The organism is Janthinobacterium sp. SUN118 (genome assembly GCF_030397695.1).
Taxonomy (GTDB): Bacteria; Pseudomonadota; Gammaproteobacteria; order Burkholderiales; family Burkholderiaceae_D; genus Janthinobacterium.
Genome location: NZ_JAPUBV010000001.1, coordinates 1,692,971 through 1,704,976, shown reverse-complemented (window position 1 = coordinate 1,704,976; position 12,006 = coordinate 1,692,971). Strand labels below are relative to the sequence as shown.

General features: G+C 62.0%; 12 protein-coding genes. All 12 read right to left on the bottom strand.

What is annotated here, in order from left to right; translation table 11 throughout:
• Window positions 1–74 precede the first annotated feature (74 nt).
• A complete protein-coding gene (gene uvrC / locus O0880_RS07805; RefSeq protein ID WP_289885892.1) occupies window positions 75–1,979 on the bottom strand; it encodes an excinuclease ABC subunit UvrC in 1,905 nt (634 codons plus the stop codon).
• A gap of 13 nt (window positions 1,980–1,992) precedes the next feature.
• The gene (gene acpS / locus O0880_RS07800; protein WP_071322917.1) at window positions 1,993–2,388 is read right to left on the bottom strand and encodes a holo-ACP synthase; all 396 of its coding nucleotides are present in this window, start codon (window positions 2,386–2,388) and stop codon (window positions 1,993–1,995) included.
• A 22-nt stretch (window positions 2,389–2,410) separates the two neighbouring features.
• Complete coding sequence (gene pdxJ / locus O0880_RS07795) at window positions 2,411–3,172, bottom strand: pyridoxine 5'-phosphate synthase (RefSeq protein ID WP_071322916.1); 762 nt, start codon at window positions 3,170–3,172, stop codon at window positions 2,411–2,413.
• 39 nt (window positions 3,173–3,211) lie between these two features.
• Complete coding sequence (gene recO / locus O0880_RS07790) at window positions 3,212–4,051, bottom strand: DNA repair protein RecO (RefSeq protein WP_071322915.1); 840 nt, start codon at window positions 4,049–4,051, stop codon at window positions 3,212–3,214.
• Window positions 4,052–4,079: 28 nt separating this feature from the next.
• A complete protein-coding gene (era, locus tag O0880_RS07785) occupies window positions 4,080–4,982 on the bottom strand; it encodes a GTPase Era (RefSeq protein WP_034749612.1) in 903 nt (300 codons plus the stop codon).
• 1 nt (window position 4,983) lies between these two features.
• Window positions 4,984–5,799, bottom strand: coding sequence for a ribonuclease III (gene rnc, locus O0880_RS07780; RefSeq protein WP_071322914.1), 816 nt, complete (start codon window positions 5,797–5,799; stop codon window positions 4,984–4,986).
• A 100-nt stretch (window positions 5,800–5,899) separates the two neighbouring features.
• Window positions 5,900–6,817 (bottom strand): signal peptidase I, encoded by a 918-nt coding sequence (gene lepB / locus O0880_RS07775; RefSeq protein ID WP_071322913.1) that lies wholly within the window; start codon window positions 6,815–6,817, stop codon window positions 5,900–5,902.
• Window positions 6,814–8,607, bottom strand: a complete 1,794-nt coding sequence (gene lepA / locus O0880_RS07770) for a translation elongation factor 4 (protein ID WP_071322912.1) — start codon at window positions 8,605–8,607, stop codon at window positions 6,814–6,816. The genes lepB and lepA overlap by 4 nt, the downstream gene beginning before the upstream one ends.
• Before the next feature lie 305 nt (window positions 8,608–8,912).
• On the bottom strand, window positions 8,913–9,167 hold the full coding sequence (locus O0880_RS07765) for a glutaredoxin family protein (protein WP_289885886.1): 255 nt from the start codon (window positions 9,165–9,167) through the stop codon (window positions 8,913–8,915).
• A gap of 55 nt (window positions 9,168–9,222) precedes the next feature.
• A complete protein-coding gene (locus O0880_RS07760; protein ID WP_071322910.1) occupies window positions 9,223–10,719 on the bottom strand; it encodes a DegQ family serine endoprotease in 1,497 nt (498 codons plus the stop codon).
• Window positions 10,720–10,948: 229 nt separating this feature from the next.
• Window positions 10,949–11,269, bottom strand: a complete 321-nt coding sequence (locus O0880_RS07755) for a sigma-E factor negative regulatory protein (protein ID WP_289885884.1) — start codon at window positions 11,267–11,269, stop codon at window positions 10,949–10,951.
• A gap of 66 nt (window positions 11,270–11,335) precedes the next feature.
• A complete protein-coding gene (gene rpoE / locus O0880_RS07750) occupies window positions 11,336–11,959 on the bottom strand; it encodes an RNA polymerase sigma factor RpoE (RefSeq protein WP_071322908.1) in 624 nt (207 codons plus the stop codon).
• Window positions 11,960–12,006: the final 47 nt, after the last annotated feature.

The following is a 12,006-nucleotide window of genomic DNA, read 5'->3' as shown; positions in this document are numbered from 1 at the left end:
CGCCACTAGTCTACATGGCCCGGCAACATTAGCCTAGTCCGGTTGCGGCAGCGCCGGACCAGGCCATCGATTCATCAGTGCAACTGCTTGTAAATCTCTTCCGCCAGCTGGGTCGAAATCCCCTCCACCGACATCAGATCCTCGACGCTGGCGTCGACCACGCCGCGCAAGCCGCCAAAGCGCGACAGCAGTTTCTGCCGGCGCTTGGCGCCGATGCCTTCGATTTCCTCCAGGCGCGACGTCTGGCGCGTCTTGGCGCGCTTGGCGCGCATGCCGGTAATGGCGAAGCGGTGCGCCTCGTCGCGGATCTGCGCGATCAGCATCAGCGCGGCCGACTCCTTGCCCAGTTCCTGCGCCGGGCGGCCATCGACGAACAGCAGGGTTTCCAGGCCCACCTTGCGCCCCTCCCCCTTGGCCACGCCGACAATCAAGCTGATATCGAGTCCCAGCTCGGCGAACACCTGGCGCGCCATTTCGATCTGGCCCTTGCCGCCGTCGATCAGCACCACATCGGGCATCACGCCATCGCCATTGGCCACTTTTTCATAGCGGCGCATCAAGACCTGGCGCATGGCCGCGTAATCGTCGCCGGGCGTGATGTCGTTGATGTTGTAGCGCCGGTATTCGCCATTCTGCATGGCGTGATGGTGGAATACCACGCACGACGCCTGCGTCGCCTCGCCCTGCGTGTGGCTGATGTCGAAACACTCGACGCGCAAGCTGTCGAGGTCTTCCGTTTCCAGGCGCAGCGCCTCGGCCAGCGCGAGCGTGCGCGACTGCTGCGAACCCTGCTCGGACAGCAGGCGCGCCAGCGAAATCTCGGCGCCCTTCTGCGCCATCTCCAGCCACTGGCGGCGCTGCCCCTGCGGCTGGAAGATCAGGTTGATGCGGTGGCCGCACTGCTCCATCAGGGCCACCATCAGGGCCGGCTGGTCGAATTCGATATTCAGGATCAGGGTGCCGGGGATGAATTTCTCCGTGTAGTGCTGGGCCAGGAAAGCGGCGAGCACTTCCACCTCGATGGCTTCCTCGGCGATGGCCGCCGCGTCGCTGAGCTGGCTGGGAAAATAGGCGCGGTCGCCCAGGTGGCGCCCGCCGCGCACCATCGCCAGGTTGACGCAGGCGCGCCCACCCTGCACCAGCACGGCGATGATGTCGACATCGGCGTCGCCCGTCGTTTCCATGCTCTGCTGGTGCAGCACGCGCGACAGCGAGGCGATCTGATTGCGCACCACCACGGCCTGCTCGAATTTCAGCTCGGCCGCAAAGGCGTGCATCTTCTTTTCCAGGTCGGCCATCACTTCGCTCTGGCGCCCGCGCAGGAAGCGCGCCGCGTTTTCCACGTCGTTCTTATAGTCTTCCTTGCTGATCAGGTCCACGCAGGGCGCGCTGCAGCGCCCGATCTGGTGCAGCAGGCAGGGCCGCGTGCGGTTCGCATATACGCTATCTTCGCAGGTGCGGATCAGAAATACCTTCTGCAGGATCTGCATCGATTCCTTGACGGCCCAGGAACTGGGAAACGGCCCGAAATACTGGTTTTTCTTGTCCACCGCGCCCCGGTAATACACCATGCGCGGCGCCTCGCCACCCGTGATCTTCAAATACGGATACGACTTGTCATCGCGGAACAGGATGTTGTAGCGCGGCTGCAGCGCCTTGATCAGGTTGTTTTCCAGGATCAGCGCTTCGGCTTCGCTGTGCGTGACGGTGGTTTCCAGGCGCGCGATGCGCTCGACCATCATGGCGATGCGGGGACTGGCCAGGTTCTTCTGGAAATAGCTGGAGACGCGCTTTTTCAGGTCGCGCGCCTTGCCGACGTACAGCACCTTGTCGGCGGCGTCGAAATAACGGTACACGCCGGGCAGGTTCGGCAGCTTGGCGACGGTCGCCAGCACGTGCGCGCGCGGGTCGGGCGGCGTTTCCGCCAAGGTCGATGCTGGGATCGATTCAGGGATCGGTTCGGGGCTTGCTTCGGTCATTGCTGGCTCATTGTTACGCGGCTTGCTCGACAATCACGAACGCCACGGCATACTCTTCTTCATCGCTGATGGTCACTTGCGCGCTCAGGCGGTGTTGCTCCATGAACTCGGCCAGCACGCCGCTGCAGACGATCATCGGCTTGCCGCTCGGATGGTTCAGCATCTGCGCGGCAGGCCACGTCATCGGCATGCGCAAGCCCAGGCCGATGGCCTTGGAAAACGCTTCCTTGGCGGCAAAGCGGGTGGCCAGGAAACGCACGCCGCGCACGGCGTTCTTCGCGCTGCGGGCGCGGAACTTTTCCAGCTCCTGCGGCCCCAGTATCTTTTTCGCGAAACGCTCGCCATGGCGCGCCAGCGCCGCCTCGATGCGGGGAATCTTGCAGATGTCGGTGCCGATGCCGTAGATCATGCTGCGTCCTTTGTGTGCGCGCTTATGCCTTGCTGCCGAGGCGGGTGGCCACCATGATGGCCTTCATTTCGCGCACGGCATTTTCCCAGCCGACAAACACGGCGTGCGCGACGATGGCGTGGCCAATGTTCAGCTCGGCAATCTCGGGAATGGCGGCGATCGCTTGCACGTTGGTGTAATGCAAGCCGTGGCCCGCGTTGACCTTCAAGCCGCGGCCCACGCCGAACAGCACGCCCGCCTTGATGCGTTCGAGCTCGGCCAGCTGCTCGGCGCCGTCCGTATCCGCATAGCGGCCCGTGTGCAGCTCGATCACGGGCGCACCGAGCTCGGCGGCAGCGGCGATCTGCTGTTCGTCGGCGTCGATGAACAGGCTCACGCGGATGCCCTCGCCTTGCAGCTGCTTGACGGCGGCCTGCACTTCCTTGAAATAGCGCACCACGTCGAGGCCCCCTTCGGTGGTCACTTCCGTGCGTTTTTCCGGCACCAGGCAGACGTCCGCCGGCTGGATGCGGCAGGCGAAATCGAGCATTTCCTGGGTCACGGCCGCTTCCAGGTTCATGCGTGTGAGCAATTGCGGCGCGATGGCGATCACGTCCGCATCCTTGATGTGGCGGCGGTCTTCGCGCAGGTGCAGGGTGATGGCGTCGGCGCCGGCCTGCTCGGCCAGCAGGGCCGCGCGGATCGGGTCAGGATAGGCGGTGCCGCGCGCATTGCGCAGGGTGGCCACGTGGTCGATGTTGACGCCCAGGTCGATGACGGGGCCGGAAGGCTGCAAAAAGCTCATAAGATGGTATCCGTAAAGTGCTGTCGTGCCGCAAAGCCACTACAGTTGCATTAAATCGATCAGTATCTGGCGCGTATTCAAGGTGGCGCCCCCCAGTTGATGGGCCAGCAGGAAGCGCATCAGCAGCTTGCTTTGCGCCTGCGTGGCCACATCGCCATAATCTTCGCGCTCCATGTCGAGCAGGGTCTTGCCCGTGATCTTCGGCCAGGCGTCGGCGGCGCGCGCCGGACGCGGCCCCCGCTCCGGATCCACCACGTACACCTGTCCCGCCTGCACGGCCTGGCGCGTGCCCGTGCAGCGCGTGAGGTCGGCCGCCACGCCCGTTTCCTTGAGCAGGGCGCGCTCGAACTTGCGCAGCACGATGGGCGCCGGCTCATTGTGCGCCAGTTGATTCAAGGTGGCAACGTAGTGGTCGAACAGGACGGGGTGCGGGTCGTCGCGCGCCAGCAGTTTCACCAGCAATTCGTTCAGGTAAAAACCGCACAGCAGCGCTGTCTTTTCCAGTGGCAACATGCCGCCCACCCATTCGGCGCCCGTGAGGATGCGCAGCTCGGATTTACCGGTCCAACCCGCTTGCAGCGGCTGGAAGGTCTGCAGCACGCCGCGCAACTGCGAATGGGGCCGCTTGGCGCCCTTGGCGACGAGCGCGATGCGGCCGTATTCGCGCGTAAACACGTCGACGATGAGGCTGGTTTCCTTATGCGGGTAGCTGTGCAGCACGAAGGCTGGCTGGCCCGTGATGCGGCCGTCGCGCGCGGGCGGACGGCTGCGCCTTGGTGGCGGTGCGGAAGGTGCGGCCGGCGGCGCAATGGCCGCCGGCGCGGGGACGGCGAGTGAAGCTGGCGCGATGTCAGGCTGCGCTGGCGTGGTGGTGCTCATGCGTGTGGCGTCGCCCCCGGGTTGCGGATTACTCGTAGCCGTAGGCGCGCAAGCCCGCCTCGTTATCGGCCCAGCCCGATTTGACCTTGACCCAGATTTCCAGGTACACGGGACCGCCGAACAGTTTTTCCATGTCCAGGCGGGCCTGGGTGGAGACTTCCTTCAGGCGCGCGCCCTTGTTGCCGATAATCATGGACTTGTGCGTATCGCGCTCGACCAGGATGGCGGCGAACACGCGGCGCAGATCGCCTTCCTGCTCGAATTTCTCGATCAGCACGGTGCTCGTGTACGGCAGTTCGTCGCCGACAAAGCGGAACAGCTTTTCGCGCACGATTTCCGAGGCGAGGAATTTCTCGCTGCGGTCCGTGATGTCGTCCGGGCCAAAGATCGGCTGGTTTTCCGGCAAGAAACGCTTGATCTCGTTCTGCAAGCCTTCCAGCTGGAAATGCAGCTTGGCGGACACGGGCACGATGGCGGCAAAGTCGCGCATGGCGGCGATCTTTTGCGCGAATGGCAGCAGGACGGCCTTGTCCTTCACGCGGTCCGATTTATTGATGACGAGGATGCATGGCACTTCCTTCGGCAGCAAGTCCATCACTTGCTGGTCGGCCGGGCCGAACGTGCCCGCCTCGATCACGTACAGGATGACGTCCGAGGAAATCAGCGTATTGGTAACGGTCTTGTTCAGCGTCTTGTTCAGCGCATTCGAATGGCGCGTCTGAAAACCGGGCGTGTCGACGTAGATGAATTGCGCGTCAGGCACCGTCTGGATGCCCGTGATGCGGTGGCGCGTCGTTTGCGCCTTGCGCGAAGTGATGCTGACCTTCGCGCCGATCAGCACGTTCATCAGGGTCGATTTGCCCACGTTGGGGCGGCCCACGATGGCGATATAGCCACAGCGGAAGTTGTCGGGCATTTTGGTGGCTGTCATGCTAGTGTCGATTCTGTTTAGTGTGAGCGGCGATGGCCGGCGCCGCCGGGGCGCCCGCGTCGTCGCTCTGGATGGTGGCAATACCAGCCAGCTTGAGCTGGGCGGCGCGCGGTTTGGGCTTGCGGCTGGCGGCTGGCGACTTCACGAGCGCCTGCTCGGCCACGTCCAGCGCCAGTTTGGCGGCGGCTTGCTCACCGGCGCGGCGGCTTCCGCCACGGCCGTAGACCTGGATATTCAATTTCGGCACCAGGCATTCGATCTCGAATTCCTGGCTGTGGGCGGCGCCGTGGGTCGCCACCACATTATATTGTGGCAGCGAAATTTTCTTGCTTTGCAAAAACTCCTGCAGCAAGGTCTTGGCATCCTTGCCCAGCGTTTGCGGATCGACCGAGTCGAGGATGGGAATATAGAAGGCGCGGATCACCGTGCTGGCCGCATCGAAGCCCGTATCGAGGAAGATGGCGCCCAGCAAGGCTTCCAGGGTGTCGGCGAGGATGGACGGACGGCGGAAACCGCCCGACTTCAGCTCGCCTTCGCCCAGGCGCAGGAATTGCGACAATTCCAGCTTTTGCGCGATTTCATACAGCGACTGCTGCTTCACCAGGTTGGCGCGCAGGCGCGACAGGTCGCCCTCGTCGATGGCCTTGAAACGTTCGTACAGGATGGAAGCGACCACGCAGTTGAGGATGGAGTCGCCGAGGAATTCCAGCCGCTCATTATGCAAACTGCTGTGGCTACGATGCGTCAAGGCTTGCTGCAACAGGCCAGCATCCTGGAACGTATAGCCTAAACGGGTTTGCAATAGCTGAAGATTCATTGTTGTTTCTGTGTCATCTGAGTAATTCGGCTGGCCGCCGCGCGGGGAATCGGCGCGGCAGCCATGGACTGGCCTTGTAAGGGCCAGGCCGGCTTGTTGCTTAGTGTATGCCGCCCACGCGTTTCGGATTGCTGAAGTTCATCCACACCAGGAAAGCCTTGCCGACGATGTTCTCGTTAGGCACGAAGCCCCAGTAGCGGCTGTCCGCACTATTGTCGCGGTTATCGCCCATCATGAAGTAGTTGCCCGCCGGTACCACACACGTGAAACCGTCGTCGTTGTACTCGCATGCTTCCTTGTGCGGGAAATCCTTGACTTCGCGCAAGTTCAACGTCGGCGCCGGCTCATCATTGAGGATGCGGTGGCTGACGCCCGTGAGGTTTTCTTCCAGCTGCTTGTGGTAAACCGTGCTTTCGTCGTCCAGATAGTCATCGAGCGGCGTGTACTGCACTTCCTTGCCGTTGACCGTCAAGCGCTTGTTTTCATAGGTGATTTTATCACCAGGCACACCGATCACGCGCTTGATGTAGTCTTGCGACATGTCTTTCGGGTACTTGAACACCATCACGTCGCCGCGCTGCGGGTCGTTCACTTCGATGATGCGCTTGTTGACGATAGGCAAACGGATACCGTAGGTGAACTTGTTCACGAGGATCAGGTCGCCCACCAGCAAGGTCGGCACCATCGAGCTCGACGGGATCTTGAATGGCTCGTACAGGAAGGAACGCAGGCAGAACACGAGGGCGATGACGGGGAAGAAGCTGCCCGAATACTCGACCCAGGTCGGCTGGCGCAACAGGGCCGCCTCGATGGCGGCGCGGCTGCCGCCCGCATCGGACTTGATGCCTTCGGCGGCCAGCTTGGACTGGCGTGCATCGAACTCGGCCAGGGCGCGGTCGGCCGCCTTGCGCCGCTGCTTGGACAGGTAAAACACATCCAGGCACCAGACAAAGCCCGTCAACACCATCAGCACGAACAGGATTAAAGCGAAATTTCCTAAGATCACTTGCAGGTTCATTTATCGTCCACTTGTAAAATTGCCAGGAATGCTTCTTGCGGGATCTCCACGGAACCCACTTGCTTCATGCGCTTCTTACCCGCTTTTTGTTTTTCCAGCAATTTTTTCTTGCGGCTGATATCGCCGCCATAGCACTTCGCCAGCACGTTCTTGCGCAGGGCTTTCACGTTCTCGCGCGAAATGATGTTGGCGCCGATGGTGGCCTGGATGGCCACGTCGAACATCTGGCGCGGGATCAGTTCGCGCATCTTGGCAGCCACCTGGCGGCCACGGTACTGGCTGTTCGAGCGGTGGACGATGATGGCCAGCGCATCGACTTTTTCGCTGTTGATCAGCATGTCGACCTTGACCACGTCGGCCGCACGGTATTCCTTGAACTCGTAGTCCATCGAGGCATAGCCGCGCGACGTCGATTTCAGGCGATCGAAGAAGTCCAGCACGATCTCGGCCATCGGCATTTCATACACGAGCTTGACCTGGCGGCCGTGGTAGCTCATGTCCAGCTGGATGCCGCGCTTGGCGATACACAGGGTGATCACGGAGCCCACGTATTCCTGCGGCATGTACAGGTTGACCGTGACGATAGGCTCGCGCACTTCCTCGATGCGCGACGGATCGGGCATTTTCGACGGATTGTCGACGTTGATCAGGCTGCCATCGCGCTGGATCACTTCATACACGACGGTCGGCGCCGTCGTGATCAGGTCCATGTCGAATTCGCGCTCGAGGCGCTCCTGCACGATTTCCATGTGCAGCAAGCCCAGGAAGCCGCAGCGGAAGCCGAAGCCCAGCGCCTGCGACACTTCCGGCTCGTACATCAGGGCCGCGTCGTTCAGTTTCAGTTTTTCCAGCGAGTCGCGCAGCGCATCGTACTGGTTCGCCTCGACGGGGAAGAGGCCGGCAAACACTTGCGGCTGCACTTCCTTGAAGCCAGGCAATGGCTCGGCGGCAGGACGATTGGCCAGGGTGACGGTGTCGCCCACTTTCGCCGCCTTCAATTCCTTGATGCCGGCGATGATGAAACCCACCTGGCCTGCCGACAATTGCGGCAACGATTGCGAACGGGGCGAAAACACGCCGATATCTTCCACCAGCTGCACCGAATCGGTGGCCATCAGACGGATCTTGTCCTTCGGCTTCAAGGTGCCGTTGACCACGCGCACGAGCATCACCACGCCCACGTACGAGTCGTACCACGAGTCGACGATCAGCGCCTGCAGCGGCGCATCCGGGTCGCCCTTCGGCGGCGGCACCTTGGCGATCAGGGATTCGAGCACGTCCTGCACGCCCAGGCCCGTCTTGGCCGAACAGTGCACGGCGTCGGCCGCGTCGATGCCGATCACGTCCTCGATCTCGGCAATGGCGTTCGGCGGGTCCGCGTTCGGCAAGTCGATCTTGTTCAGGACGGGCACCACTTCCACGCCCAGGTCCAGCGCCGTATAGCAGTTGGCCACGGTTTGCGCTTCCACGCCTTGCGACGCGTCAACCACCAGCAATGCGCCTTCGCACGCCGACAGCGAGCGCGACACTTCATAGCTGAAGTCGACGTGGCCCGGCGTGTCGATCAGGTTCAGGTTGTAGATCTGGCCATCGCGCGCCTTGTAGTGCAGGGCCGCCGTTTGCGCCTTGATGGTAATGCCGCGCTCGCGCTCCAGATCCATCGAATCGAGCACCTGCGCCTCCATCTCGCGGTCGGACAAGCCGCCGCACAATTGAATGATGCGGTCAGCCAGGGTCGATTTACCGTGGTCAATATGGGCGATGATGGAGAAGTTGCGTATGTTATTCATTAACTAATATATGTGCGAGTGACAACACTGCTTTAACAGGAATCAAGGGGATCATGTCCGGGCCAAACAGGGCCAGACCGGGCGCCCCACTCATGATGAAAAAAGCGCTCCGAGCAGGACATCTGCATGCCCAGGCGAGCGCTTTTGAAGCGACAGAAGCTGCTGCCTCGGACAGTAGCTTTTTCGACCTCCCCATTTTACCGGATTTCAGAGTAGAAAGCCCGTCTTATGAGGCCGGCGCAAGGGCAACGCTGCAATTTCGCCGCTTTTTGGCACCAGAATGGTGCAATGCGATGTCAATATTGTTATTTATGCCATGCCAGCCTGCGACGCACGGCAGCTTCGTCGAGGAAATAGTGGCACAGTTCCGGCTGCGCCAGGTCGGCAAACAACACCGGCACCAGCTCGTCGAAACGCGCCAGCAAGGTGGCATCGGGCGACGCGTCGATGTCGATGACCTCGACGGTAAACGGCCTTTCTGGCGTCTGCAGCCGCTGCAAGGCGTCCAGCATATCCTGGCAAAGGTGGCAATAACTGCGGGAATAGAGGGTGAAGTGCATGAAAAAGACAAGAAGGCATCCCGGCCGCGGCCGGGATGCTCGGTGAATCAGAGGCTTACTTGGCGGACGGACGCAGCGAAACGAACTGCGCCACGTCGCCACGGCGCACCAGCACGGCCGAGGGCTTCTTCGGATCGAGCTTGGCCACCAGCGCGTTAAATTGCTTGGCGTCTTTCACAGCAACGTTATTCAATTGCAAGATCACGTCGCCAGGCTGCAAGCCGGCCAGGGCCGCCACGCCATCGGCATCGTCAACCTGTACGCCGGCGTCGATCTTCAGCTCCTGCTTCTTGGCGGCCGGCACGTCGCTGACCTTCAGGCCCAGCGCGTTGACGGCTTGCGCTTCCGGCTCCTTGGCGCCCTTCTTGGCCGTCTTCTCGCTTTCGAGTTCGACGACAGTGACCGGAATCTCCTGCTGCGCGCCCTTGCGCCAGACGGTGATGCTGGACTTGCCGTTGACGGCAGCGCCACCGACCAGGCGCGGCAGGTCGGACGAACGCTCGATCGGCGTGCCATTGAATTTCAGGATGATGTCGCCCGGCTTGATGCCCGCCTTGTCGGCCGGACCGCCCGGCTCCACCATCGACACTTGCGCCCCCTTGGCGTTCGGCAAGCCCAGCGATTCGGCCACTTCCTTGCTCACTTCGCCGATCTGCACGCCGATGCGGCCGCGCACGACCTTGCCCGTCTTTTTCAGCTGCTCGCCGACGCGCATGGCTTCATCGATGGGCACGGCAAACGAAATGCCGTTATAGGCGCCGGACAGGGTGGCGATCTGCGAATTGATACCGATCACCTCGCCGCGCATATTGATCAGCGGGCCGCCGGAGTTGCCGGGATTGACGGCCACGTCGCTCTGGATCAGCGGCAAGTAGTCGCCCGTATCGCGCGACTTCGCGGAAATGATGCCGGCCGTCACCGTGTTTTCCAGGTTGAACGGCGAACCGATGGCGATCACCCATTCGCCCACGCGGATCTTGTTCGAATCGCCGATGGTCAGGCGCGGCAGGTTGCCGCCCTCGATTTTCAGCAGGGCCACGTCGGTGCGCGCATCGGCGCCGATGACCTTGGCCTTGAATTCGCGCTTGTCCGTCAGGGTCACGTACACCTCGTCGGCGCCATCGACCACGTGCGCGTTGCTCAGCACGTAGCCATCGGCCGAGATGATGAAACCGGAACCGACACCGCGCTGCACTTCCTGCTCCTGCGGCACGGCACGGCGGCCGCCGCGCGGTGCCTGCTGGCGCGGCGTCGGCATGGCGCCGCCAAAGAAGCGGCGTAGGAATTCCTGCATTTCCTGCTCATCCTGGCCACCCGCGCCCGGGCCGCCCATTTTCAGCCGCTCGGTGGTGCGGATATTCACCACGGCGGGACCGACGGCGTCGACCAGGTCCGAGAAATCAGGCAGCTTGACGGCCGACACGGCCGCATGCGCTTGCGGCGCCAGGCCCAGCATGGCCGGGGCAAAAAAGACGCCAGCCGTACCGAACAATAAGGCGGAAAGCGTCTTCACTGAAAACGACTTGCTGGCGGCACACATGTTTTTTTTCATGGAATGGATCTTTTCGAATATTAAAACGGATCAGGCGATTGCCTGCGTGCGGGATAGGCCGTCATGACGCCATCCCAGGGATAAACACACCTGACAGCACGCATGGCAAACCATGCAACAATATATCGCAAAAGCAAGATATTGCCTGCTCATAGTGTCAATCGTGCAGAAGGGCAATGTCAAGAGGGAGAGGCTGGCATTAAGCCTCGCGTAAGACGCGCGGCGAACGCTACCGCTGCACCAGCGGCCCCGCTTCCAGCGGCTCGGCCAGGCCCGGCGGCACGCCTGGCGCGGAGACGGACGATAGCGGCGCAGGGACGGACGCCGCTTCGCCGGCCAGGCACGCCGCCAGCCGCGCGTCGAAATCGGCGCTCAGTTCGTGGCCGCGCCGGTCCGAGCGCAAGACATCGCCGATGCGGCGATACGCCTCCCAGGCCTGGCGCCCCTCTTCCGTATCGAGGGCGGCAAAGGCCAGTTCGAGTTCGCTGGCCGCCAGTTCGCCATCGGCGAGGGCGGAAATAGTCTCGTGCAATCGTGCGTGCGTGTCCATGATAGGCCCTGCCATTTCAAGAGTATCGGTGCGAAAACCGGGCGCAGCCATGCCATCCTCGTCACATTACCAGCGCTTGTCAATCGGCATGTCCAACAATGGCTTCAATTTCTCCGCGATCACTTCGCGTGCGCGGAAAATCCGGCTGCGCACGGTGCCGATGGGACAGGCCATGATCTCCGATATTTCTTCATAGCTCAGCCCCTCGATCTCGCGCAGCACGATGGCCGTGCGCAACTCGATGGGCAGCACATCCATGGCGGCATTGACGGTCGCGGCGATCTGCTTGCTGGCCAGCACAGATTCTGGCGTATTGTTGTCACGCAATTTATTGCCGTCATCGAAGGACTCCGCCTGCTCGGCATCGGCGTCGCTGGACGTGGCGGCGCGGCGCCCCTGGGTGACGAGATAATTCTTGGCCGTATTGATGCCGATGCGGTACAACCAGGTGTAGAAGGCGGCGTCGCCGCGAAAATGGCGCAGCGCCCGGTATGCCTTGATAAAGGTTTCCTGCACCACATCTTCAGCCTCCGCCGGGTCATGCACGAGGCGCGACACCAGACGCATCAGGCGACGCTGATATTTCGATACCAGGACGTCAAATGCCCGTTTGTCGCCGGCCTGTACCCGCTCGACCAGCAACTGATCATACTCGCGCTCTGTCCTCACGCCCAATGTCCCCGTTGGCATGCAGCGTGGGCGCCTGTATGGATATAGAGTTGGCCCGCTGCAAGAAG

Coding starts and splice junctions, on each gene's coding strand:
- uvrC (WP_289885892.1), bottom strand. CDS start 1,979: ATGACCGAAGCAAGCCCCGAACCGATCCCTGAATCGATCCCAGCATCG.
- acpS (WP_071322917.1), bottom strand. CDS start 2,388: ATGATCTACGGCATCGGCACCGACATCTGCAAGATTCCCCGCATCGAG.
- pdxJ (WP_071322916.1), bottom strand. CDS start 3,172: ATGAGCTTTTTGCAGCCTTCCGGCCCCGTCATCGACCTGGGCGTCAAC.
- recO (WP_071322915.1), bottom strand. CDS start 4,051: ATGAGCACCACCACGCCAGCGCAGCCTGACATCGCGCCAGCTTCACTC.
- era (WP_034749612.1), bottom strand. CDS start 4,982: ATGACAGCCACCAAAATGCCCGACAACTTCCGCTGTGGCTATATCGCC.
- rnc (WP_071322914.1), bottom strand. CDS start 5,799: ATGAATCTTCAGCTATTGCAAACCCGTTTAGGCTATACGTTCCAGGAT.
- lepB (WP_071322913.1), bottom strand. CDS start 6,817: ATGAACCTGCAAGTGATCTTAGGAAATTTCGCTTTAATCCTGTTCGTG.
- lepA (WP_071322912.1), bottom strand. CDS start 8,607: ATGAATAACATACGCAACTTCTCCATCATCGCCCATATTGACCACGGT.
- O0880_RS07765 (WP_289885886.1), bottom strand. CDS start 9,167: ATGCACTTCACCCTCTATTCCCGCAGTTATTGCCACCTTTGCCAGGAT.
- O0880_RS07760 (WP_071322910.1), bottom strand. CDS start 10,719: ATGAAAAAAAACATGTGTGCCGCCAGCAAGTCGTTTTCAGTGAAGACG.
- O0880_RS07755 (WP_289885884.1), bottom strand. CDS start 11,269: ATGGACACGCACGCACGATTGCACGAGACTATTTCCGCCCTCGCCGAT.
- rpoE (WP_071322908.1), bottom strand. CDS start 11,959: ATGCCAACGGGGACATTGGGCGTGAGGACAGAGCGCGAGTATGATCAG.